At 54.9% G+C, this 22,736-nt stretch carries 22 protein-coding genes; 6 read left to right on the top strand and 16 right to left on the bottom strand.

The window, feature by feature from the left end:
- Window positions 1-273: 273 nt before the first annotated feature.
- The 4 genes from yidC to rpmH all read right to left on the bottom strand — a co-directional run bounded on the left by yidC (window position 274) and on the right by rpmH (window position 2,838).
- Entirely contained in the window at window positions 274-1,917 is a 1,644-nt protein-coding gene (gene yidC, locus BM261_RS02520) for a membrane protein insertase YidC (RefSeq protein WP_074894833.1), read from the bottom strand.
- Between the two features lie 226 nt (window positions 1,918-2,143).
- Entirely contained in the window at window positions 2,144-2,356 is a 213-nt protein-coding gene (gene yidD / locus BM261_RS02515; protein ID WP_003769318.1) for a membrane protein insertion efficiency factor YidD, read from the bottom strand.
- On the bottom strand, window positions 2,353-2,691 hold the full coding sequence (gene rnpA, locus BM261_RS02510; RefSeq protein ID WP_074894831.1) for a ribonuclease P protein component: 339 nt from the start codon (window positions 2,689-2,691) through the stop codon (window positions 2,353-2,355). Before rnpA ends, yidD begins: the two co-directional genes overlap by 4 nt.
- Before the next feature lie 12 nt (window positions 2,692-2,703).
- On the bottom strand, window positions 2,704-2,838 hold the full coding sequence (gene rpmH / locus BM261_RS02505) for a 50S ribosomal protein L34 (RefSeq protein ID WP_002214728.1): 135 nt from the start codon (window positions 2,836-2,838) through the stop codon (window positions 2,704-2,706).
- 234 nt (window positions 2,839-3,072) lie between these two features.
- Here rpmH and dnaA point away from each other — a divergent pair, with 234 nt between their 5' ends.
- Together dnaA and dnaN are read left to right on the top strand one after the other, a co-directional pair.
- Window positions 3,073-4,602, top strand: a complete 1,530-nt coding sequence (dnaA, locus tag BM261_RS02500; protein WP_074895206.1) for a chromosomal replication initiator protein DnaA — start codon at window positions 3,073-3,075, stop codon at window positions 4,600-4,602.
- 19 nt (window positions 4,603-4,621) lie between these two features.
- Window positions 4,622-5,725 carry a DNA polymerase III subunit beta gene (dnaN, locus tag BM261_RS02495; protein WP_074894828.1) on the top strand — a complete coding sequence of 368 codons (1,104 nt, stop codon included), beginning with the start codon at window positions 4,622-4,624 and terminating at the stop codon, window positions 5,723-5,725.
- Between the two features lie 94 nt (window positions 5,726-5,819).
- On the opposite strand, the gene BM261_RS02490 is transcribed toward dnaN, so the two are convergent.
- Window positions 5,820-6,101: a hypothetical protein gene (locus BM261_RS02490; RefSeq protein WP_074894826.1), complete on the bottom strand. Its 282-nt coding sequence runs from the start codon at window positions 6,099-6,101 to the stop codon at window positions 5,820-5,822.
- Window positions 6,102-6,739: 638 nt separating this feature from the next.
- Window positions 6,740-7,528 (bottom strand): inositol monophosphatase family protein, encoded by a 789-nt coding sequence (locus BM261_RS02485; RefSeq protein ID WP_074894824.1) that lies wholly within the window; start codon window positions 7,526-7,528, stop codon window positions 6,740-6,742.
- Window positions 7,529-7,669: 141 nt separating this feature from the next.
- Between BM261_RS02485 and BM261_RS02480 the strand changes: the two genes are divergently transcribed.
- On the top strand, window positions 7,670-8,389 hold the full coding sequence (locus BM261_RS02480) for a 16S rRNA (uracil(1498)-N(3))-methyltransferase (protein ID WP_074894821.1): 720 nt from the start codon (window positions 7,670-7,672) through the stop codon (window positions 8,387-8,389).
- A gap of 76 nt (window positions 8,390-8,465) precedes the next feature.
- Window positions 8,466-9,353 carry a 50S ribosomal protein L11 methyltransferase gene (prmA, locus tag BM261_RS02475; protein ID WP_074894819.1) on the top strand — a complete coding sequence of 296 codons (888 nt, stop codon included), beginning with the start codon at window positions 8,466-8,468 and terminating at the stop codon, window positions 9,351-9,353.
- 83 nt (window positions 9,354-9,436) lie between these two features.
- Here prmA and gap read toward each other — a convergent pair whose 3' ends face one another.
- The 10 genes from gap to yjgA all read right to left on the bottom strand — a co-directional run bounded on the left by gap (window position 9,437) and on the right by yjgA (window position 20,199).
- Window positions 9,437-10,468: a type I glyceraldehyde-3-phosphate dehydrogenase gene (gap, locus tag BM261_RS02470; protein ID WP_003774103.1), complete on the bottom strand. Its 1,032-nt coding sequence runs from the start codon at window positions 10,466-10,468 to the stop codon at window positions 9,437-9,439.
- Between the two features lie 288 nt (window positions 10,469-10,756).
- Entirely contained in the window at window positions 10,757-11,572 is an 816-nt protein-coding gene (prmC, locus tag BM261_RS02465; RefSeq protein ID WP_074894817.1) for a peptide chain release factor N(5)-glutamine methyltransferase, read from the bottom strand.
- A 191-nt stretch (window positions 11,573-11,763) separates the two neighbouring features.
- Window positions 11,764-12,213, bottom strand: coding sequence for a hypothetical protein (locus tag BM261_RS02460; protein WP_074894814.1), 450 nt, complete (start codon window positions 12,211-12,213; stop codon window positions 11,764-11,766).
- A gap of 77 nt (window positions 12,214-12,290) precedes the next feature.
- The gene (locus BM261_RS02455; protein ID WP_074894811.1) at window positions 12,291-13,049 is read right to left on the bottom strand and encodes a tetratricopeptide repeat protein; all 759 of its coding nucleotides are present in this window, start codon (window positions 13,047-13,049) and stop codon (window positions 12,291-12,293) included.
- 36 nt (window positions 13,050-13,085) lie between these two features.
- A complete protein-coding gene (locus BM261_RS02450; protein WP_107885412.1) occupies window positions 13,086-13,292 on the bottom strand; it encodes a lipoprotein in 207 nt (68 codons plus the stop codon).
- A gap of 32 nt (window positions 13,293-13,324) precedes the next feature.
- Window positions 13,325-15,217, bottom strand: coding sequence for a 1-deoxy-D-xylulose-5-phosphate synthase (dxs, locus tag BM261_RS02445; protein WP_074894795.1), 1,893 nt, complete (start codon window positions 15,215-15,217; stop codon window positions 13,325-13,327).
- A 685-nt stretch (window positions 15,218-15,902) separates the two neighbouring features.
- Window positions 15,903-16,205 carry an energy transducer TonB gene (locus BM261_RS02435; RefSeq protein ID WP_074894790.1) on the bottom strand — a complete coding sequence of 101 codons (303 nt, stop codon included), beginning with the start codon at window positions 16,203-16,205 and terminating at the stop codon, window positions 15,903-15,905.
- A gap of 583 nt (window positions 16,206-16,788) precedes the next feature.
- Window positions 16,789-18,924 carry an ATP-dependent DNA helicase DinG gene (gene dinG / locus BM261_RS02430; protein ID WP_074894788.1) on the bottom strand — a complete coding sequence of 712 codons (2,136 nt, stop codon included), beginning with the start codon at window positions 18,922-18,924 and terminating at the stop codon, window positions 16,789-16,791.
- A 170-nt stretch (window positions 18,925-19,094) separates the two neighbouring features.
- Window positions 19,095-19,565: a DUF2750 domain-containing protein gene (locus BM261_RS02425; protein WP_003770297.1), complete on the bottom strand. Its 471-nt coding sequence runs from the start codon at window positions 19,563-19,565 to the stop codon at window positions 19,095-19,097.
- A gap of 91 nt (window positions 19,566-19,656) precedes the next feature.
- Window positions 19,657-20,199 carry a ribosome biogenesis factor YjgA gene (gene yjgA, locus BM261_RS02420; protein WP_074894785.1) on the bottom strand — a complete coding sequence of 181 codons (543 nt, stop codon included), beginning with the start codon at window positions 20,197-20,199 and terminating at the stop codon, window positions 19,657-19,659.
- A 253-nt stretch (window positions 20,200-20,452) separates the two neighbouring features.
- On the opposite strand from yjgA, the gene pmbA reads away from it, so the two are divergent.
- On the top strand, window positions 20,453-21,784 hold the full coding sequence (gene pmbA, locus BM261_RS02410) for a metalloprotease PmbA (RefSeq protein ID WP_074895204.1): 1,332 nt from the start codon (window positions 20,453-20,455) through the stop codon (window positions 21,782-21,784).
- Window positions 21,785-21,931: 147 nt separating this feature from the next.
- Window positions 21,932-22,426 (top strand): disulfide bond formation protein B, encoded by a 495-nt coding sequence (locus BM261_RS02405; protein ID WP_074894781.1) that lies wholly within the window; start codon window positions 21,932-21,934, stop codon window positions 22,424-22,426.
- Window positions 22,427-22,736: the final 310 nt, after the last annotated feature.

Raw genomic sequence — 22,736 nt, 5'->3', positions numbered from 1 at the left:
CCGCCGCTTTCAGACGGCCTCCCGTCCCGCCCCAGTCATCATGACGCACAATCAAGGCAAAGCGGCAAATCCTCAAACAGCAGAAGGGGGAAGGGAGGCAAATTCATTCCGTTTGGCGATACCTTACAGAACCATCCTCTTTAACATCAAACGAAGCCACGCTGCGAAGAAACAAGTTAATCGCTGCACCATCACTTATTCCGCTTGATAAAAAGGCCGTCTGAAAACCTTTGCTCAGGTTTTCAGACGGCCTTTCAATACTCAGATGCCGAATTAGGACACCACTTCGCCTTTTTTACGTTGCTGTTCGGTGCTGCGGTTCACATACCATTGCTGCGCGATGGTCAGCAGATTGTTCACCACATAGTACAGCACCAGGCCGGCAGGGAAGAGGAAGAACATAAACGAGAAGACAAACGGCATAATCTTCATCATTTTGGCCTGCATCGGATCGGTCGGCGGCGGGTTCAGTGTGGTTTGGAACCACATGGTCGCCGTCATCAGAACAGGCAGGATGAACCACGGGTCATGGCGGGACAAATCAGTAATCCAACCCAGCCACGGAGCCTGGCGCAATTCCACCGAACTGAATATCGCCCAATAAAGGCCGATAAAGATCGGGATTTGCAGCAACATCGGCAGACAGCCGCCCAGCGGATTGATTTTTTCGCTGCGGTACATCTGCATCATAGCCTGCTGCATCGCCATACGGTCGTCGCCGTATTGTTTTTTCAGTGCTTCGAGCTTCGGTGCGACCGCGCGCATTTTCGCCATGGATTTATAGGCGGCGTTGTTCAGCGGGAAGAGGACTATTTTGACGATAATGGTCAGCAGGACGATTGCCCAACCCCAGTTGCCGGTAAAGCCGTGCAGTTTGTCCATCAGCCAGAAGAGGCCGGTTGCAGGCCAATGTACGCGGCCGTAGTCTTTAATCAATTCCAAATTGTCGGCGATTTTGCCGAGCGCGGAAGTGGTTTGCGGACCGGCGTACAGGGAAATACCGAAGCCCTGCTTCATGCCGTTGGCCAATTCGGGTTGCGGAACGATAACGCCGGCGGAATAAAGGTTGTCGCTGCGGCGTTTGATGTCGATGCGGCAAGCATCGGTGGTACACACGCTTTGTCCGCCTTTCGGCTGCAGAATCCAAGACGAGAAGAAGTAGTGCTGGCTCATACCGACCCAGCCGGACTGCGTTTTACGCTCGTATTCGGCCTGCTCGCGCCCTTCTTTGAAGTCGTCATCCAAATCGCCGAATGAGACTTTTTGGAATTCGCCCTGCGGGGTGTACAACACCGGCCCCGTGTAGTTGGCCATGAAATAGCCTTGGCCTTCCGGCGCTTTGCCGTCGCGGACGATGCGGTAGGAACCGTCGGTTCGGATGGGGCTGCCGCTGCGGTTGGTCACGTCAAAACGGATGCCGACCAAATAGCTGCCTTTGGTAAAAGTATAGATTTTGTCGATCTGGATGCCGTTGGCAGTGTTGGCGGTCAGGCGGACTTCGACTTTGTCGCCTTCAAGGCTGTATTGCTTTTGCGCACTTTGAAAACTCAATCCTTGTGTCAGGCTGCGGCCGGCCGCATCCACCACGTCGGATTGGGCAACATAAATGCTGTCCTTGCCATCGTGAAACAGTGTGAAAGGTTTGCTCTGATCTTCTGCCGAATCGTATTTCAGCAAGGTCAGGCTGCGCAAATCACCGCTTTTTTCATCAATAACTGCATTGACGGTATCCGTGCTGACCGTAATCGGAACAGCCGGACTCAAACCGGTTTCGGCCGGAATAGTCGGGGTTGCTTGTTGCTGTCCGGCTTGCTGCACGGCTGAAACCGCGGGCTGCGGGGTTGGGAATATTTTTTCCCATCCCAGCAGTATCAGCAGGGAAACAGCAAAAAACACGGTCATTCTTTTGATGTCCATCGGTTTTTCCTGTATGTCGTCAGACGGAAGGAGAGACCGTCTGAAAATTTAGGCGGCTGTTTTACAGCGCACCGGTATTTAAAATCTCTTGCACTCCGCGCGCAAACGCGTACTGCATTTAAACATGCGGACAAAATATCCAACTCTGCCGCACTCTTCCCCTCCTGCCTGCATTGTACGGCTGAAACATGACGGGAAGCAGGCCGAATCCGATACGGGAATCGGTTTAAGGCACCGGATCATGCCCGTGCCCGCCCCAAGGATGGCAGCGGGCAATTCGTTTGACTGCCAGCCAGCCCCCCTTGAATGCGCCATATTTGCGTACGGCTTCCAACGCATATTGCGAACAGGTCGGAGTATAGCGACATCGTGGCGGAATCATCGGGCTGATGCAGTATTGGTAAAACTTGATCAGCCATTGCAACAACTTGGCAATCATGATTTCTGCAACAGCAGCCGCTGGAGCTGCACCCGTATTTCGTCCGCACCGTCGCGCCCGAAGGGGCGGCGGACCCGTATTACAAAATCCCGAGGCGGCAACTGCGCCTTATGCCGTCGAAACCAGTCGCGCAACACACGTTTCATATAATTGCGGTCATGGGCACGTTTGGCGGTTTTTTTACCGACCACCAAACCAAGCCGCGCATGCCCGGTGGGATTGGCATCGGAATAAGAGATTTGCAGTAACGCGCAGTTATATTGCTTTCTTAAAGCAAAAACGGAAGAAAATTCTTCCGTTTTCAATAAGCGGTACTGCCTGCCGAAGCTTTCCAAAACGGCTTCGGATTAAACGGCCAAACGCTTACGGCCTTTGGCACGGCGCGCGGCCAATACGGCACGGCCGCCGCGAGTTTTGGAGCGTACCAAAAAGCCGTGGGTGCGTTTGCGTTTGGTTACGGAAGGTTGATAAGTGCGTTTCATGATATTCCTAAAAATCGGTATGAAATTGAAAACGGCAGATTACAACCTAAATTCTTGTTTTTGTCAATCAATATAAGGAAATTAAACAGAATATCCCGTTTGAGGTACGGGTTTCGGCCCCATCGGCAGCACATGGCGGGCATAATAGATTTTCTGTATAATCCCGCAATCTTTGGCCGAACCTTCTTCTCACGGCCTATCTGAATGATTTTCCGACGATTCCCTATGAACACCTTGACGCTTGCCGAATTTTGGCCGCTTTGCCTTCGCCGCCTGCATCAGATGCTGACACCGCAACAGTTTGATACTTGGATTGCACCGCTGACCGTGGGCGAGGAAAACGATGTATGGGTGGTGTATGGCAAAAACCAGTTTGCCAGCAACATGCTGCAAAACCAATTCGCCGCTAAATTCGAAACCGTCCTCAAAGAACTGGCTCCGGAACAGCCCGCACTGCAATTTAAAGCGGGCCGCGGCATCAGCTATCCGATGACTCCGGACGAGAATACCGACACAGTGCAGGAAACAACATCCGCACCGGAAAGGCCGTCTGAAAGCTCTACCGCAGCGATGGCGAAACCGGCCAAATCACCTGCAAAACCAAAACAAAGCGCGCAAGACATTCTGGCCGAACGCTTGAAAAACCTGCCTGCAAAATCGGCGGAAGAGCAGCAGGAACACAAACCCGAGGCAGCAAAAACCACCCCGGGCCGCACTGAAGAACAGCGTGATGCGCATTATGCCCATACCAACCTGTCTCCCGACTACACTTTTGCCACCCTAGTGGAAGGCAAAGGCAACCGCATGGCCGCCGCCGCCGCCAAATCCATTGCAGAAAATCCGGGAGACCGTTACAACCCGTTTTTCCTCTACGGCAGCACCGGCTTGGGTAAAACACATTTGGTACAGGCCATCGGCAACGACCTGCTTCAGCACAACCCGAAAGCCAAAGTACGCTATATGCATGCCGACGAATACATACGCGGCCTGATGAACGCATTTCGCACCAACAATTACGACACTTTCAAACAGCAATACAAACAATACGACCTGCTGATTATCGACGACATCCAATTCATCAAAGGAAAAGACCGTACAATGGAAGAATTCTTCTATCTGTACAACCACTTCCATACCGAGAAAAAACAACTCATCCTAACCTGCGACGTACTTCCCGCCAAAATCGAAGACATGGACGACCGTCTGAAATCGCGGTTTTCCTGGGGTCTGACCCTCGAACTCGAACCGCCCGAATTTGAAATGCGCGTTGCCATTTTGCAGAAAAAAGCCGAATCCGCCGGCGTAACCTTGCGCGAAGATGCCGCTTTTTTCATCGCCAAACACATCCGCTCCAACGTACGCGAACTGGAAGGCGCGTTCAAACGGGTCGAAGCCAGCAGCCGCTTCCAAAAAAAACCAATCGACATCGACTTGGCTACCGAAGCATTGCAGGATATTGTCGCCAGTGCCTACAAAGTCATTACCGCCGAACTCATCCTCGATGCGGTAGCCAAACACTACCGGGTCAAAATCAGCGAGTTGCTGGGCAAAAAACGTACCCGCAATATCGCGCGACCGCGCCAAGTGGCCATGAGCCTGACAAAAGACCTGACCAGCCTCAGTCTGCCCGCCATCGGAGAAGCCTTCGGCGGCCGAGACCACACCACCGTCATGCACGGCATCAAGGCCGTAGCCAAACTGCGGCAAGAAGACCCCGAAGTGGCACAGGACTATGAAAAACTGCTTTTACTCATTCAAAATTAACCGAATTTAAGGAAATAACATGCTGATTTTGCAAGCAGACCGCGATGCCCTGCTCAAACCTTTGCAGGCTGTGACCGGCATCGTCGAACGCCGCCACACACTCCCTATCCTATCCAACGTCCTGCTCGAAAGTACACACGGTCAAACCAACATCTTGGCCACCGACTTGGAAATTCAAATCAACACCGACGGCCCGAAAAGCGAAACGGGCGATTTCCGTATCACCACCAACGCAAAAAAACTGCAAGACATCCTGCGCGCGCTTCCCGAAGGAGCGCAAGTTGCTTTGGATTGGGCGCAAAACCGCCTGACGCTGAAAGCCGGAAAATCGCGCTTCGCCCTGCAAACCCTGCCTGCCGAAGACTTCCCGCTGATGAGCGTGGGAGAGGAAGTCAGCTCGGCATTTTCTCTGACACAGGAAGCACTCAAAGGTATGCTGTCGCAAGTCCAATACAGCATGGCCGTACAAGACATCCGCTATTATCTGAACGGCCTGCTGATGCAGACCGAAGGAGACCAGCTCCGTCTGGTAGCGACCGACGGCCACCGCTTAGCCTACTCTGCCGCCACCATTGAAGCCGACCTGCCGAAAGCCGAAGTCATCCTCCCGCGTAAAACCGTATTGGAACTGTTCAAACTGCTCAACCAGCCAAACGAACAAGTCAGCGTCGAACTGCTGAACAATCAAGTCCGTTTCCGTTGCAACGGCACAGTCATCGTCAGCAAGGTAGTGGATGGCAAATTCCCCGACTTCAACCGTGTCATCCCGCTCGATAACGACAAAATCTTCCTGCTCAACCGCAGCCATTTATTGGGCGCACTCGAACGTGCCGCCATTTTGGCCAACGAAAAATTCCGTGGCGCGCGCCTGCACCTGCAACCCGGCCTGCTCAGCGTAGTGTGCAGCAACAACGAACAAGAAGAAGCACGCGAAGAATTGGAAATCGCCTATCAGGGCGGCGAATTGGAAGTCGGCTTCAACATCAATTACTTGATGGATGTATTGCGGAATGTACACGCCGAAGACATGCAGCTTGCATTTGGCGACGCCAACCGCTCTACCCTGTTTACCATTCCCAACAATCCGAATTTCAAATACATTGTAATGCCGATGCGGATTTAAACTTACCTCATCTGAAACAGCAAAAGGCCGTCTGAAAACCGATAAATCGGTTTTCAGACGGCCTTCATAACATTCCGCAATCTCAGGTGTCTGCTTAAATAGAAGACGACACGATTGATTCGATATCCTGCATCATGTGCTGATGCGCCAAAGCTTCACCGACAGTAATGCCATAGCCCGCAGTAGTATCACGTCCCGTCTGACGCGCAATTTCGGCCTGCGTTACAAACTCCAGTAAAGTTTCCCGTTCTTCCTCACTCAAATGCTGTAATGATTTCGCATGGACTTTGACATCATTACAATCATTCAGCACGATACTTTTCGGATCAAAGGCTGCACGCCATTCCGCTGCCAACAAGTTGAACAATTTTTTCATATTTACCCCAAGTGTTTGTTATATATTTAAATAAAGTTTAAATCGGCTATACTGCCGTTCTTTTTTCGCAATAGGGGTATTATAAGGCTTTTCCAGATAAATGGTATATTTTTAACATTAAGCGGTATTATGTTTATATAGGTTTTTATTTACCTGATTGATTTGTATCAATAAATTTTTTTACGGGAACAAAATGCCAGACGTAACAATAGGCATTTGATGAATTGAAATAGGAATTGTGGGGCTTATCTACTTTTTCACCGCGACATTTTGGATTTGACACATAGACATAACGGCAATTATCCCGCCTCCCGCCTAATGAGCATCACGGCATTTTACCAAAGGGAAATAAATTCAAATAAGACGGTATCAGACCGAAAACGCCGTCTATGGATTGGCTATTCTGTCCCGATGATTACCCCATAACGGGCAAAACATGTTTTCAGACGGCCTGATGTAAAAAGGCAGATAAAAAATTGCCGCTCATATCCAAGGGAAAAGATATGAACGGCCAAATACATTATGGGAAAACGTCATAGAAAACACCGGCCGGTTAGGGATTGTTCCGACCGATGCGGGGCATTATATGCGGTTTGACGCAGAGGTGCAATCAGATTTCTTTGCGACAGTATCCATCCTTATTGATTTTCGCGTATCCACTTCAGCCACGGCTCAAACAAAGCGGGACAGACCGCAGCAATAACCGAACGCTGGAAAGTATGCGCCCCACTCCAAAAATCGTCGCCTTCCAAAGTCGCTAGGCAGCCGCCCGCTTCGGTAAAAATCAATGCACCAGCGGCATAATCCCATAACTTCTGCCCGCCGTGGACATATACATCCATCCGACCGGCGGCAAGATAGCACCAGTCTAAAGTGCTGCTGCCCATGCTGCGTATGCTGACAACGGGAGACAGCGTGTTCATGCGGCTGGAAAGTTTGCCCGAACGCAGATATTTGATTTCCACACCGGCCAAGGCGCGGTGCAATTTTTTTTCCTGCCGGACCAGCGGCAGCCTGCGACCATTCAGATACGCGCCGCCGCCGGACGACGCGGAAAAACATTCGCGGGCTACGGGATCGTAAATCACGGCCAGCTCCGGCCGACCGTGCCGCATAAAGGCCGCGGATAACGCAAAATGCGGAAAGCCGTTTACAAAATTGGTGGTGCCGTCGATGGGATCAACCACCCACAATCCTTCGTAATTATGCAGCCACAAATCACGCTGCCGCTGCTCGCTCATTTCCTCGCCCAGCATAGGGCAGTCGATAATCCGCCTCAACCCGTCGGCAAAGGCGGCCTGCGCGGCCAAATCGGCCTCCGATAAAATGCTGCCGTCGGGCTTTTCGCTGCCGCCCACACTCAGAAAGCGCGGCATCACCTCCGTATCGGCGATATGCCGCACCAGATTTTGCAGTTGTGCTAACACTCATTGTCCTTTTGTTTGTACAGGCCGTCTGAAACACCGGTTTCTGCAGGGCAAAAACTTTTCAGACGGCCTTTGTGCCGCCGCAAACACGCGCACGCCATATAGTATAATTGCAGCAATATTAACCTATTTTTACCCGTTATGCCCCGCTTCTTTCTTTCCGCCGCCCTGCACGTCGGCGAAACCGTCGCCCTACCCGGCGATGTGGTGCGCCACCTGAACGTTTTGCGTTGCCGTATCGGCGAAGAAATCGTTTTATTCAACGGCGACGGCCTTTCCTATCACGCCGTTTTAAACAGCTTGGATAAACGTACCGCCGAGGCCGAAATCAGTTCGAGTCGGCCGTCTGAAAACGAATCGCCGCTGCATATTACCCTGATACAGGCCGTTTCTTCCGGCGAACGGATGGATTTTACGCTGCAAAAAAGCGTGGAATTGGGTGTAAACGAAATCATCCCCGTCGAAAGCGCGCGTTCCGTAGTCAAACTGAGCGGAGAGCGTGCGGAAAAACGGGTAAGCCGTTGGCAGGAAATCGTTATTTCCGCCTGCGAACAAAGCGGCCGCAACACCGTCCCTGCCGTGCGCCCGCTGCTGCCCTTCCGCCGTGCCCTGCAAAACCTGCCGGATGCGGAGGCCAAACTGCTGATGGGCCTGAACCGGAGCTGCCGTCTGAACAGCCTGCCGCCGCCGCGCAGTGTCGTTTTCATGGTGGGGCCTGAAGGCGGCTGGACGGAAGAGGAAGAACGGCTCGCCCAAGAAGCAGGTTTCCAAGCCGTCAGCCTCGGGCGGCGCGTACTGCGCACCGAAACCGCCGCACTGGCCGCCATCGCCGCGATGCAAACCCTGTGGGGCGATTTTTAGTTTTCAGACGGCCTTATGCCGTTTTCCGTTAAAATAACCCCATCCGACCGCAAAAACTGACCAACGAAAGCCCCTTATGTCTTACCAGCAAACCACCTTTATCGTAAACGAACTGATTGCCGAACCGTTGTCCGACGCATTGATGGCACACGGCGCATTGTCCGCCGCCATCGAAGATGCCTATGCGGGCACCGATGGGGAACAGGCCATTTTCGGCGAACCCGGCATCGAGTCCGAACAAATCTGGCACAACAGCAAAATACTCGCATTATTTGACGAAAAAGCAGATGTGGCCGCCATCGTGGCCGCTGCCGCCGAAGCGGTGGAAATCCCTCCTCCCGCCCATCAAATCGAATTACTGCCCGAGCAGGACTGGGTACGGCTGACCCAGGCGCAATTCGATCCGATTAAAATTTCCGACCGCCTGTGGATTACCCCGTCGTGGCACGAAGCCCCCGATGCAAACGCCGTCAATCTGCAACTGGACCCCGGCCTGGCTTTCGGCACGGGCAGCCACCCCACCACCCGCCTATGCCTGCAATGGCTGGATAACAACCTGAAAGGCGGCGAAAGCGTGCTGGACTACGGCTGCGGCTCCGGCATCCTGACGATTGCCGCCCTCAAACTCGGCGCAGTCTCGGCCGTCGGCGTAGACATCGACCCGCAGGCGATTGCGGCCGGTACCGACAATGCCGTGCAAAACCGCGTGGAAACGAAGTTCTACCTGCCCGACGAACTGCCGGACGGGCAATTCGATGTCGTTGTTGCCAACATTTTGGCCAACCCGTTGCGCATGCTCGGCGAAATGCTCGCCGCCCGCACCAAAACCGGCGGCCGCATCGTCCTCTCCGGCCTGCTGGAAGAACAGGCAGACGAATTGGGCGGCATTTACGGCCAATGGTTCGACCTTGAGCCCGCCATCTTCGACGAAGGCTGGGCATGTTTGAGCGGCGTCAAACGCTGATATGCCTTTTGCAGTCAAAGGCCGTCTGAAAACCCGAAACAGGTTTTTCAGACGGCCTTTTCAATCAATCCGCAATAGCGGAATTATTTGAACGGACGGACTTCCAAGCCGAACATGCGGCGGGCGGTATTCAACATCTGGCAGCTGAAGCCCCATTCGTTGTCGTACCAGGCAAACACTTTGACCATATTTCCATCCACCACTTTGGTCAGCGTCGAATCAAACGTACTGGCCTGCGTGGTGTGGTTGAAGTCCATAGACACCAGCGGCAGCGTATTGTAAGCCAAAACGCCTTTCAGACGGCCTTCTTCCGAGGCAGCCTTCAGCAGCGAATTGATTTCCTCCGCACTGGTTTCGCGGGCGGCTTCAAAGCTCAAATCCACCAAGGAAACATTAACGGTCGGCACGCGGATGGCCAAGCCGTCCAAACGTCCTTTCAATTCGGGCAGTACCAACCCTACGGCTTTAGCCGCGCCGGTTTTGGTCGGAATCATGTTTTCCACGCCGCTGCGAGCACGGCGCAGGTCTTTGTGGCGCACGTCGGTAACGGTTTGGTCGTTGGTCAGGGCGTGGATGGTGGTCATTACACCTTTGACAATGCCTAATTTGTCGCTCAGCACTTTGGCCACCGGCGCAAGGCAGTTGGTGGTGCAGGAAGCATTGGAAATCACGGTCATGTCGTCGGTAATCACATCATCGTTCACACCGTAAACAACGGTAGCATCGACATCTGCTTCGCCGGGAGCGGAAATCAGCACTTTTTTCGCACCGCTTTCCAAATGCACGTTAGCTTTGGATTTGCTGGTAAACGCGCCTGTACATTCCATCACCAAATCCACTCCCAAATCTTTCCACGGCAGCTCGGCCGGGTTGCGGGTGGAGAAAAACGGGATTTTGTTTCCATTGATAATGAGGTGGGTTGCGTCGTGGGAAACGTCTGCATTAAAGCGGCCGTGTACGGTGTCGAACTTGGTCAGGTGCGCGTTGGTTTCGAGGCTGCCGCTGGCATTGACGGCCACGATTTCCAGTTGGTCTTGAAGATTGTAGTCATAGATGGCGCGCAACACTTGGCGGCCGATGCGTCCGTAGCCGTTGATGGCAACTTTAATGCCCATGAGAGAATCCTTGTTTTATCGGGTTTGTGAAAAAAGAAACGGCACGGATTATAGCAAATTGTAGTTTGATGTAGTTGGGATTTTGAAGGTAAAAAAATGCCGCCTATCGGAATAGGCGGCCAAACACATTACGGGGAAAACGTCTTACTCACTTACTTGCTAGAAAAGCAAATATCTATCAGACGGGCGAATAGTAGACAATGTGCGGAAGCAATGCTGAAAAATAAGATAAACGGCGATATTTTGATATAAACGGTATTTTTAGTTTTATTTTGTAGTGCCCGGCTTTTAAACAGCCTTCCTGCCCTGCGTAATCCGTTCCAATCCGGCCAAATCGTTTTGGGTTTCGATTTCCGTCCAACCTTCGGCCTCTAGTATCTGCCGTACGGCCGCCCCCTGATTCCAGCCGTGCTCCATAATCAGGCGGCCTCCGGGTTTCAGGTATTCCGCACCATGTGCCGCCAGTTCGCGGATGCAGCTTAGGCCGTCTGAAAAATCGGTGAGCGCGTTTGCAGGCTCGAAGCGCAAGTCGCCCTGTTGCAAATGGCCGTCGCCCGCTTCTATGTAGGGCGGATTGGAAACCAGCAGGTCGAAACCGTGTTTTTCAGACGGCCTGTCGATGTCGAACCACGATCCGCAGGCAAAAGATACGTCGGCTCCGTTGTCTGACGCGTTTTGCCGTGCCACTGCCAGCGCGGCCGGACTGATGTCGCTGGCGAGTACGGAGGCATCCGGGCGTTCGCAGGCCAGCGTTACGGCCACTGCGCCGCTGCCTGTACCCAAATCCCATACGCACCCTTGCGGCGGCAGGTGTTGCAGGGCTGCTTCCACCAGATGCTCGGTTTCTGGGCGGGGAATAAGGGTCGCGGGCGTGGTGCGGAAACGGCGGCCGTAAAACTCGCGCCAGCCGAGGATGTAGGCCATGGGCTCGCCGTTCAGGCGGCGTTGCTGCATGGCCTGCAAATCGGCGGTTTGCCTTTCGTCCAGCATTTCGCCGTCGCGGGTAATCAGTTGGGCCCGCGTCCAGCCGGTAACGGCCTGCAGGAGCATGCGGGCTTCGGTTTTGGGCAGCGGGGTGTTTTGCAGGAAGGTTTGGGGCTGCACGGCGCAATCTTTCGGCGGGATGTTTTCAGACGGCCTTTTATAGCAAATCCGACCAAGAACGCTTCATACCGTTATTCCCGCACAGGCGGGTATGGCAATGGTTGGGTATTTCTGATTGGAATTTACTATGTCTGTTTACGGCGGTTATCGGGAAGTTTGGGCAAGAGGCCGTCTGAAAATGCAGGAACGGGTTAGTATCGGTCCGGTTTGAAGGTGTAAGTACCGACATCGGTCTCAACGGTGATTTCTATCGGGCGGCAGGAAGTAAATATTCCGCCTTTGACATCGCCGAATCGAAGCACCCGCGGTGCGATTTGATTGTAGCTCCATGCCCCACTGTCCACATCCGATACGGCGCAATTCCCCCGGTTGACAATGATGTTTTGTACGATCAATTGGTCATGCTTGGACTGGACTTTGATAATCGCACCACCGTTGTTGCTGTCGACAAAGGTTACTTCAAACGGTGCTTCTTTCGGTTTGACTTTACTTTTAATACTGCGCAGGCGGTTCCATTCCGCCTCCTGCCGTGCGCGTTGCTCGGCCTCCTGCCTTTCCTGCCTGAGTATTTCTTCGCGGGTCGGGCCACAGGCAGCCAAGGTGGCGGAGAGTGTGGCAATAAGGATGAGTCGTTTGGTCATTTTTCTTCCTGTTTAAGGATGTTTGGCTTTTCAATCTTTCGGGCGGTATGAAACATACCGCCCCGGCTGTCGGAATGCTATTTTTTCTGATTGTCCAAAACCAGCATTAATTCGTTTTGTGCGGCTCGATCATTCGGGTTCAGCTTTAACGCACGGCGGTAGTACTGTTCGGCTGCCGACCATTGTTTGCGCTCGATTGCCGCATAGCCCAAACCGCGCAAGGCCAAACCTTGAAAATACGTTGATTGCGCCTTGTCGGGCAATGCTTTGCCCGCTTCAAGCAGGCGGGTAAATATTTTCTCGCCGGTGGCAAAATCTTTTTGCGCATTGGCTACTTGGCCGCGCTCGCTCAAAAATTGGGGTTCGTAGGGCGCGATTTTTAAGATGGCATCCAAATCTTTTGCCGCCGCGTCGTAGTTTTGTTGTTCGACATAAACGAAAGCGCGCACATAACGCGGCATCAGCCATTCGACAGGCAAAACTTCAATGTGTTGGCGATTCTTTTTTGCTTCGCCCAACAACAAAAGCACATGGGCCGGATGATTGGCCGCCCGTGCGTCTTTGTGTTTTTGCAATTCGGCATCGGCTTGCTTGACGAGTTTGTCCAATATCGGCATGGCCCTTTCACTTTGGTGTTGTTGCACCAAGACGGCAGCCTGTTCAAGCTCGTCGCGCATTTTTTCCGGCAATGCCTTCTGCTTTTGTGCCGACGGGGCGTTTTGTTGTGCGCCCAAGGGCGGAGGGTTGATGCGCACGATTTCGGATTTGGGCTCTGCCCAAGCGGCTTGCGCCAGCAGCAGGAGGGGCAGGATGGATGCGATGATTTGCTTTTGCATGGATTTCTCTCTTTTGATGGGCTGTTGTGTTGGTCTTTAATATCCCTGTTGCTGCCGGTTTCGGCGTATTTCGCGATCAAACGATGTGTGTTCCTGCGGTTGGGCTGTGTGGTCTTTGATGCCGCGCAGGTGTTTTTCTCTTTGTTGGCGCACCTGCCATTCTGTTTCTTTTTGCTGTTCGGCACTCATGGCACAGGCGGTAAGGAACGCGGCAGACAGGGCGGTCAGGATGATTTTGTTCATGTTTGCTCCTTGCTTAAAAGGTTTCGGCATTTTCAGACGGCCTCTTGCCAGTTTGCTATCCGTTCGCGGATTTTCTCCGCGCTCAGGCCGAGTTTGTCCAGCAGCAGGGCGGGGTCGCCGTGGTCGGTTACGGTGTCGGGGATGCCGATGGGCAATACGGGTTTGATGACGCCGTGTTGCGCCAAGCATTCCAATACTGCGCCGCCCGCGCCGCCGCATATGCTGTTTTCTTCGATGCAGACGATGCGGTCGTGCGTTTGCGCGAGTTCGAGTATCAGGATTTCATCCAGCGGTTTGACAAAGCGCATGTCGGCCACGGTGGCGTTCAGGCTTTCAGCTGCCTGCATGGCGGGTTGCACCATGCTGCCGAAAGCCAAGATGGCAGTTTTCTGCCCTTGGCGGCGGATGATGCCTTTGCCGACGGAGACGGTTTCCAGGCCGTCTGAAACGGCCACGCCGCAGCCTGTGCCGCGCGGGTAGCGCACGGCGGCCGGTTGGTCGAGCCGGTAACAGGTGGACAGCAGCAGGCGGCATTCGTTTTCGTCGCTGGGGGCGGCGATAACCATATTCGGCACGCAGCGCAGGAAGCTCAAATCATATGCGCCCGCGTGGGTGGGGCCGTCTGCACCGACTATGCCCGCACGGTCGATGGCGAACAGGACGGGCAGGTTTTGCAGGGCGACATCGTGGATGAGCTGGTCGTAGGCGCGTTGCAGGAAGGTGGAGTAGATGGCAACGACGGGTTTGATGCCTTCGCAGGCCAGTCCGGCGGCAAAGGTTACGGCGTGTTGTTCGGCGATGCCGACATCGAAGTAGCGGTCGGGGAAGCGTTGTTCGAATTCCACCAGCCCGCTGCCTTCGCGCATGGCGGGGGTAATGGCGGCCAACCTGTGGTCGGCTTCGGCCTGATCGCACAGCCATTGGCCGAAGATTTGGGTGTAGGTGGGGCGGGCCGGGGCGGGAGTTTCAGACGGCCTGTCGCTTTGGGTGGGGGCTTTGCCGATGGCGTGGTATTTGACGGGGTCGTTTTCCGCCAGTTTATAACCCTGCCCTTTTTTGGTGATGACGTGCAGCAGCTTGGGGCCGGGTTTGCGGCGCAGTTCGTTCAGCGTTTCGACCAGTTGGACGACGTTGTGTCCGTCGGAGGGGCCTGTGTAGGCGAAGCCGAAATTTTCAAACAGCGACAGGGATTGTTTGATGTGGTTGCCTTCGTTGGCCAGCGTTTTGATTTTGTGTTCGACCTTTTGCGCGATTTCGAGCGCGCCGGGCAGTTTGTCCAATACTTTTTCCGACTGTGCCTTGATGGTGCTGAGCAGGCCGTGCATATCGCGCATCACGTTGCGGGCGAGATATTTGGGCAGCGCGCCGACATTGGGCGAAATGGACATTTCGTTGTCGTTCAAAATCACGAGCAAATCCACGTCCTGCATATCGCCCGCGCAGTTTAAGGCTTCAAAGGCCTGACCCGCCGTCATCGCGCCGTCGCCGATAACGGCCACACTGCGGTTGGCACGTCCCGCCAGCTTGTCGGCCACGGCCATGCCCAAAGCCGCGCCGATGGATGTGGATGAGTGCCCCACGCCGAAATCGTCGTATTCCGACTCGCCGCGTTTGGGGAAGCCGGCCAATCCGCCGTATTGGCGCATCGTGTCCATGCGGTTTTTACGGCCGGTCAGGATTTTGTGCGGATAGCTTTGATGGCCGACATCCCACACCAGATGGTCTTCCGGCGTGTTGTAAACATAATGCAGGGCGACGGTGAGTTCGACCGCGCCCAGGTTACTGGCGAAATGGCCGCCGGTGGCCGATACCGATTTGAGCAGGAAGGCGCGCAGCTCGGCACACAGTTGCGGCAGTTCGACCTTATCCAGCAGGCGCAGGTCTCGCGGCAGGTTGACGGTATCTAGCAAGGGGGATTGGCTCATGGTTTGTCTTTTCTTTGGTGGAGGCCGTCTGAAAGTGGGCTTCAGACGGCCTGATTGGCAGTGCGGGCGGATTATAGCAAGAGACGGCGCATATTGTGACAGTTATCGCCGTGCCCAATCGTGATGCGCCATAAAAGAAGGATAGCGAAATGAAAGCCTTGCGGCCGACAAGGCATACGGATACGGCCGTCTGAAACCGCCGTCGGCCGCATCGGCAAACCGATGCGGCTCGGAAATGCCGCCCCAAGCTGCCAAACCGCTTCAGACAGCGGAAAACACAAAACTTCGGCATCCAAACACAGGCTGTTCGGCCGCAACTTTGAACAGGCAACGGGAAAAGCGGCAGTTTGCCTGCAGGCCGACACCGCACAGGGGAAAACACCGTTGTTATAGTGGATTAAATTTAAACCAGTACGGCGTTGCCTCGCCTTGCCGTACTATCTGTACTGTCTGCGGCTTCGTCGCCTTGTCCTGATTTAAATTTAATCCACTATACAAGCCGCTGCCGTGCAGAACTTCCACAGAAACAAACAAAAGGCCGTCTGAAAGATATTTTCAGACGGCCTTTCCCGATATAAAGGAAGCCAAAGGAAGCATCATACACAGGCGGCGGGTTCGAAAGGATAAGGGGGAAAACCACACCGCCCTCCTCCGGCACGAGCCTGCCTTTGGGCTTACAAAATCATTAAGCGGCGAATTTGATTTCTTTCACGATTCGAAAATCTTTTGCCTCGCCGTTCACAAAAACGGGCTGCATGGTTTGGTGCTGCATCCATTCGATTGCAGCACTGTCGGTGGCGGCATTGCCGCTGCTGCGGGTAATGCGGGCATCGCTGACGGAACCGTCGGCCTTAATGGTAAAACTCATGGCAACTTTGCCGTCGGCGCGGCCTGCGTCTTGGAAAAATCGAACCTCGGCAGCAGCCGTTTGAGCGGTAAAGAGGCCGGCAACCAACAAAGTGGCGGACAAAATATTTTTCATGTTCATAACGTTTTCCTGTCTGTTTAATGGTTTTAATGGTTTAAATTTGTTGGAGTCGGCGGAAACTGTCGTGCCGCGCTGTTTCGATGGCGCATTATGTCGATGCCTGAGATTTTTAGCAAACACAAATTTGTCAAAAATTTTTTACAAACAGGTAATTTTTCAGACGAACGGCAAAATTTGTATTCATCCAAATCGGAAATTTAGGCCGAAATTGCCATTTTACGGCACCATTTAAACGATGGCTGATTTCAACAGAAAGAAAATTTTATTTTTAAAACATCAATTTCACAAAATTCCAATTTCATCCGCCACGAAAACGCCGCGCCGAAATCGCCTTAACCAACATTTACAGACAAGCGGCTAAAAATTCGGATATTCGGTATTATTTGTCAGCCATACCAGAAAATTTATGTTGCTTTATAGCAACAAAACATAGATATTTGGTCTTTATTTTTGATAAGCGGTACAAATTTATAGGGAGAATGTTGCCAAACGGATAACAAACACCGCCGCATTCGTAATGATGCCGCCATATAGAAAGGCCGTCTGAAAACACTATCGGGTTTTCAGACGGCCTTTTTGCCATTTAACCTATCCGCTTGAACGGCGGCAGATTGGCAAGCAGCTGTTTGCCGTAGCGTTGGGTTTGGATACGGTTGTCGAGGATGGTCACGCGGCCGTAGTCGTTTTCGGTGCGGATAAGGCGGCCGACGGCTTGGATGAGCTTGATGCCCGCTTCGGGCACGGTTACTTCGATAAAGGGATTGCCGCCGCGCTTTTCTATCCAGCGGTTTTGCGTTTTTTCAATCGGATTGTCGGGCATGGAAAACGGCAGTTTGACGATAATCACGTGCACGCAGGCCTCGCCCGGCAGGTCCAGCCCTTCGGCAAAGCTGTCGAGGCCGAAGATAATGCTGGCGCGCCCTTCGGCCAAAGCCTTCGCGTGTTTTTCCAACAGGGCGGACTTCGGGATTTCGCCCTGTATCAGCAGCAGCGGCAGATATTCTTCGGGCAGCCGCATGGCGACTTCGTTCATCTGTTTGCGCGAAGTGAACAACACCAGCGTGCCGACAGCTTCGTCGGCGGCAATCAGTTTCGGCAGCCATTCGGCCACGGCCTCGGTGTGCGCTTCGGGCTGCTTGGGGCTGGCGGTCAGCGGCGGGATGTAAAGTTCGCCCTGTTTGGCGAAATCAAACGGGCTTTCCAACGCCAGCGTGGTGGTATCGGGCAGCCAAACCAGGCCGGACTGGCGCAGCAGGAGGTCGAAATTGCCGAGCGCGCGCAGGGTGGCGGAGGTCAGCACCGCGCCCGCAGCCCGCCGCCACAGGCCGCCGGCCAGTTGTGCGGCGCCGGAAATCGGGCTGGCATTGAAAACGTAGTCGTTTTTGTCGCCCACGCGCCGCTCTATCCATTTGGCCAGCGGGGCTTCGTCTTCCGGCGGGGCAGTGTCGAACAAATCCCATACGGCCGAAATCTGTTCGGCGCGGGCGACAAAAATGCCGAATTCGGTGGTTACCCGGTCGATAAGCGGGCCGTCGCTGTCTTTTTCCCGGCGTGCGGCCGACAGGGCGTCGTTGAGGCGGTATATCTGCTTCAACAGGGCGCGGGCGGAAGCGGCGGTGTTGGCGGTCAGGAGGGCGAGGTCTTCCGGCGTTTTGCCGTCTTCCCACAACCAAACGGGGTCGTTGCCGCCGTCGGACAAATCCAGCGCGGGTTCGCTGCCGAGGTGGAACTGCCATTCCGACAGGCTTTCCAGCAGCGAGGCGGCGGCTTCGTCGGCGAGGTTACCGGCTTCGGTTTTATCGGTCAGGCCGACGATTCTGTTGATGACCGGCGGCAGTTTTTCCAACGTCCACATGGCCTGGTTGAGCGAGTGTTCGGCGGCAAAGCGGCTGACGGCCTTTTTCGGCAGGTGGTGCGCCTCGTCTATGCAGTAAAAGCTGCTTTCCGGTGCGGGCAGGATGACGCCGCCGCCCATGCCGATGTCGGCCAGCAACAGGTCGTGGTTTGCCACGACGACATCCACGTTGTCCAAAGTATCGCGTGCGAGGTAAAACGGGCATTCGGCGCGGTTGGGACAGGCGTTTTTCAAACAGCCGTGGCGGTCGTTGGTCACTTGTTGCCACAAGGGGTCGGGGATGCTTTCGGGCCAGGTGTCGCGGTCACCGTTGAAGCGGCGGGCGGCAAATTCGTCGGCCATGCGGCGCAGGGTGTCCAAATCGGACGCGCTCGGTTTGCTGTCCCACAACACGCTCGGCGGGCTGTCGAATCCGGCCAGCGAACCTTGGGCGTGGGTTTGCGTGAGTTGGTAGAGTTTGTAGGGGCAAAGATAGCGGCCGCGCCCTTTGGCCAGCGCGAAAGTCAGCTCCAAACCGCTTTTTTCCACCAGAAACGGCAGGTCGCGGTTTACCAGCTGCTCTTGCAGGGCGACGGTGGCACTGGAAACAATCAGCCGTTTGTCGCGCGTTTGCGCCATGATGCCGCCCGCCAGCAGATAGGAAAGCGATTTGCCCACGCCGGTCGGCCCTTCGATGACGGCGATGCTCTCGCCCTCGCGCTTGGGCGGCTCTTCGCCTTCGGCGCGGGGCTTGCTGCGGGCAAAGGCGTTGGCCACCGCCGCAATCATTTCGCGCTGGGCGGCGCGGGGGCGGAATTGCGGCAGGTTTTCGGAAATGGCGCGGTAGTGGTCGCGGATGGCGTTTTTTTCTAAATCGGTCAGCATGTCGGGATAAGGGGCCGTCTGAAAGGCGGAACGGGTTTTCAGACGGCCTGCCGTTTGTTTTCCGTATCGGGACGGGTTGGGCGGATATTCGGATGGCGTGTGCGAACAGGCATTGGTTTTTATTGCAGGAGGGCCGGCCCTGCCGTTTCAGACGGCCTCAATGTGCAGATTCAGTTCAAACGGCTTTGCCCGGCCATTTCCCGCTCCCATTCGAGGCGGTAGTTCATCAGCTCGTCATAGCCGTCTATCATGTCGCTGCACTGCATTTGCGCGGCGGCATCGAGCAGGTCGGCCAGCACTTCGACGGGTTCGATTTCGAGGCCGTAGAGTTCGGAATCGAAATCCACGCCGAGCAATACGGCGTCCTGATCCATGCTCACCAGCCATTCGTGCAGGAAGAAGTCCAGCGGCAGGGCTTCGAGTTGGTAGTCCGCCCATTCTTCGACCTTGCAGGCTTCGGCTTGGGCACGGTCGTGCCAGACGCAGAATACGGGCACCGGTTCGCCGTCGTCTTCTTCATATTCGGTGGACGGGCATTCGGCGATGTCGCCTTCGTCCGACACCAGCGTGTAGAGCGTTTGGCTGCCGATGATGCTGCGGATAAAGCGGTTGTATTCTTCGTCTTCGGGCTGGGGGAACATGATGTGCTTCCGGTAAGGGTTGGAACGTGGCAAAGCGGTTTTTCAGGCGGCCTTCCTAGCGGATTGAGGCCGTCTGAAAGGGGACTGCGGATTATTCTTCCGCGCTTTCGGCATCGTGGTTTTCAGACGGCCTCAAACCTTCCGCCTCTTCCATCACGGCTTTCAATTCCTGATACAGGGCGCGGAAGTTTTTCGGCGGTTTGCTTTGTTCTTTCTCTTTGCGCGTGTTGCGGATTAGGGTGCGGATGGCGGAAATATCGGCCTGAGGATGGGCGGCGGCAAACTCGGTCAGCGCGACATCGTCGGCAATCAGCCGTTCGCGCATCTGCTCGACGCGCTGCAAAAAGGCGTTGTGCGCGCGGTTTTCGCCTTTGAGTTTGGCCAGGAAGGCGCGTATCGGCGCGGGGTCGGTTTCGCGCATCAGGCGGCCGATGTATTGGTTTTGCCGTTTCAGCGCGCCGTTGGAAGTGATTTTCTTATAATCGCGCACGGCCTGCATCAAGTCTTCGGGCAGGCCGATTTTTTTCAGCGTTTCATCCGACAGGCGGGTCAGTTCCATGCCCAAATCCTGCAATTCGTCCATACGCTTTTTCATTTGGGTTTTGCTGACCCATTCTTCATTATTGCCGTTCATCAAAATTCCCTTAACGGTTGAAACCCCGCCTTTTGGGGCGGTAGAATTTGGGTTTGTTTGGGAGGGGCGTAACCCCTTCCAAATCAGGGCAACACACAGGGCAGCGCCTTATGTGCGGCCATGTGTGTTGAAACATTTAGTATCGTCCGTTTTTTCCTGTCGGGCGGCATTTTAACAGCAGGGGGGTATTTTCGGCTAAAAAATGATGGCCGAAACAGGTACAATGCCGCCCACTTCAATTCAGGAAACCGCCATGTTCAACCACTCTCCGCAGGAATTGTCCGATTTGTGCGCCTTCGCGCTGTCTACCGCCAAACAGAAAGGTGCAACCGCCGCCGAAGCCGATTTGAGCGAATCGGTCGGCCAGAGCGTGCAGGTGCGCCTGCAGGAAATCGAACAAATCGAACACCAGCAGGACAAATCGCTCGACATCACCGTTTACCTGGGCCAAAGCAAAGGCCGCGCCAGCACCGCCGATTTATCGTCCCGCGCCATCGAAGAAACGGTGCAGGCCGCACTGGACATCGCCCGCTACACGGCCGGCGACGACTGCGCGGGCTTGGCCGATGCGAAACTGATGGCCGCGGAATTCGGCGATTTGGACAAATACCACGAATGGGATTTGCCCTCCGCCGACGCGGTGGAACTCTCCCTCCGCTGCGAAGCCGCCGCCATGCAGGCCGACAGCCGCATCAAAAATTCCGAAGGCGCGGGCATCCAAACATCGCATTACCAATTTGTTTACGGCAACAGCCACGGCTTCCTGCAACACCAGCAGGGCACGCGCCACAGCGTGTCGTGCGCCGTGGTGGCCGAAGACGGCAACGGCGGCATGCAGCGCGATTATTGGTACGACCTGGCGCGCTCGGCCGACGAACTCGACAACATGGAAGCGGTCGGCCGCACCGCCGCCGAACGCACGGTCCGCCGCCTGAACGCGCGCAGCCTGCCCACCGGCAGCTATCCCGTGCTGTTCGACACCACCGTGTCCGCCAGCCTCATCGGCCACGTCGTCGGCGGCCTGTCCGGCGGTTCGCTCTACCGCCAAAGCAGCTTCCTGCTCGACAGCCTGGGCAAGCAAATCCTGCCCGAATTCCTCAGCCTGCGCGAAGAGCCGCACATCCCGCGCGCGTGGTCCAGCACATATTTCGACAGCGAAGGCGTGGTCACCCGCCCGCGCTTCGTGATTGAAAACGGCATCGTTCGGGGCTATTTCCTGTCGTCGTACAGCGCGCGCAAACTCGGCATGCAAACCACCGCCAACGCCGGCGGCGCGCACAATCTGATTCTGAACGCCACCTGCAGCAGCCAGGCCGAACTGCTGCGCCGGATGGGGACGGGGCTGCTGGTTACCGAACTGATGGGACAGGGCGTGAACATGCTCACCGGCGACTATTCGCGCGGCGCGGCCGGATTCTGGGTGGAAAACGGCGTGATCCAATATCCGGTGGAAGAAATCACCGTGGCCGGACGTTTGCAGGATATGCTGCTCGGCATCGAAGGCGTGGCCGATGACGCGCTGCGCCGCTCGTCGCACAAAGTCGGCTCGATTCTAATCGGCAGCATGACCGTGGCGGGGCAGTAGGAAACATCAAACAACCGCACACACACTGAGGCCGTCTGAAAAACCGAAAAAGGATTTTTCAGACGGCCTTTATGTCGAAAAGGATATTCATCCGCTATATAATCCGCCCCATTCCGCCCGGCAGGGCATCCAAATAAAGGGAAACCGATGAAGTTTACTTACCGCCGAACCTTGCTTGCCGTCTTCCTGCTCGGCATCGTCTGCACGGGCGGCTCGTTTTTCGCCCAATATGTGATGGGGCTCAACCCCTGCCCGCTGTGTATTTTGCAGCGCGTGGCCGTCATGTCGGTGATGCTGGTGTCCGGCCTGTGCCTGCTGCTGCCCACGGTCAAACGCGGCGGCCGTATTTTTGCCGCCCTGCTGGTCAGCCTGCCTGCCTTATGGGGACTGTATACCGCGTCTTACCAAATCTGGCTGCAAAGCCTGCCCGCCGGAGAGCAGCCGAGTTGCGGCGCACCGTGGACGTTCCGCCTGAAAGACTGGCCGCTGTTCGATTGGTGGCGTTTCGTGGTGGACGGCTTCGGCAACTGCGGCGTACGCGAATATGTGATGGGCGTACCGCTGCCGGTGTGGAGCCTGATGTTCTTCGGCAGCGTATTGCTGATCGTATGGGGAATGCTGTTCAAACTGCACCGCCGTTAGCCTGACAATTGGAAAGGCCGTCTGAAAACCGTTTGCAGGGTTTCAGACAGCCTTTTGATTGTCTGAACAATCGGCCATGGCTTTCATCGCACAACAAAAATATGCTTATGTACTGACAAAAAGCGGCATAAAACTACCTACCCCGCACGGCTTTCCGGGCAAAGTGTGTCGGGAAGCGGCGGCCGATAAAATAAACTCCCGACGCGCATCGCCATAAATAAAATTATTTTATATTATTTATCAAATAAATACGTAACTTTTAACTTTGCCTAAAAAATTGGCACAAGGGTTGCTTGGAAATATTTGTCGG

This window comes from Neisseria elongata subsp. elongata (assembly GCF_900113545.1).
GTDB classification, from domain to species: Bacteria; Pseudomonadota; Gammaproteobacteria; order Burkholderiales; family Neisseriaceae; genus Neisseria; species Neisseria elongata.
This window is presented reverse-complemented; position numbering and strand designations above follow the sequence as displayed.

What these genes read in the sequence shown, in the direction of transcription:
- yidC (WP_074894833.1), bottom strand. Translation starts at nt 1,917, where the DNA reads ATGGACATCAAAAGAATGACCGTGTTTTTTGCTGTTTCCCTGCTGATA.
- yidD (WP_003769318.1), bottom strand. Translation starts at nt 2,356, where the DNA reads ATGATTGCCAAGTTGTTGCAATGGCTGATCAAGTTTTACCAATACTGC.
- rpmH (WP_002214728.1), bottom strand. Translation starts at nt 2,838, where the DNA reads ATGAAACGCACTTATCAACCTTCCGTAACCAAACGCAAACGCACCCAC.
- dnaN (WP_074894828.1), top strand. Translation starts at nt 4,622, where the DNA reads ATGCTGATTTTGCAAGCAGACCGCGATGCCCTGCTCAAACCTTTGCAG.
- BM261_RS02490 (WP_074894826.1), bottom strand. Translation starts at nt 6,101, where the DNA reads ATGAAAAAATTGTTCAACTTGTTGGCAGCGGAATGGCGTGCAGCCTTT.
- BM261_RS02480 (WP_074894821.1), top strand. Translation starts at nt 7,670, where the DNA reads ATGCCCCGCTTCTTTCTTTCCGCCGCCCTGCACGTCGGCGAAACCGTC.
- prmA (WP_074894819.1), top strand. Translation starts at nt 8,466, where the DNA reads ATGTCTTACCAGCAAACCACCTTTATCGTAAACGAACTGATTGCCGAA.
- gap (WP_003774103.1), bottom strand. Translation starts at nt 10,468, where the DNA reads ATGGGCATTAAAGTTGCCATCAACGGCTACGGACGCATCGGCCGCCAA.
- BM261_RS02460 (WP_074894814.1), bottom strand. Translation starts at nt 12,213, where the DNA reads ATGACCAAACGACTCATCCTTATTGCCACACTCTCCGCCACCTTGGCT.
- BM261_RS02455 (WP_074894811.1), bottom strand. Translation starts at nt 13,049, where the DNA reads ATGCAAAAGCAAATCATCGCATCCATCCTGCCCCTCCTGCTGCTGGCG.
- BM261_RS02450 (WP_107885412.1), bottom strand. Translation starts at nt 13,292, where the DNA reads ATGAACAAAATCATCCTGACCGCCCTGTCTGCCGCGTTCCTTACCGCC.
- dxs (WP_074894795.1), bottom strand. Translation starts at nt 15,217, where the DNA reads ATGAGCCAATCCCCCTTGCTAGATACCGTCAACCTGCCGCGAGACCTG.
- BM261_RS02435 (WP_074894790.1), bottom strand. Translation starts at nt 16,205, where the DNA reads ATGAACATGAAAAATATTTTGTCCGCCACTTTGTTGGTTGCCGGCCTC.
- dinG (WP_074894788.1), bottom strand. Translation starts at nt 18,924, where the DNA reads ATGCTGACCGATTTAGAAAAAAACGCCATCCGCGACCACTACCGCGCC.
- BM261_RS02425 (WP_003770297.1), bottom strand. Translation starts at nt 19,565, where the DNA reads ATGTTCCCCCAGCCCGAAGACGAAGAATACAACCGCTTTATCCGCAGC.
- yjgA (WP_074894785.1), bottom strand. Translation starts at nt 20,199, where the DNA reads ATGAACGGCAATAATGAAGAATGGGTCAGCAAAACCCAAATGAAAAAG.
- pmbA (WP_074895204.1), top strand. Translation starts at nt 20,453, where the DNA reads ATGTTCAACCACTCTCCGCAGGAATTGTCCGATTTGTGCGCCTTCGCG.
- BM261_RS02405 (WP_074894781.1), top strand. Translation starts at nt 21,932, where the DNA reads ATGAAGTTTACTTACCGCCGAACCTTGCTTGCCGTCTTCCTGCTCGGC.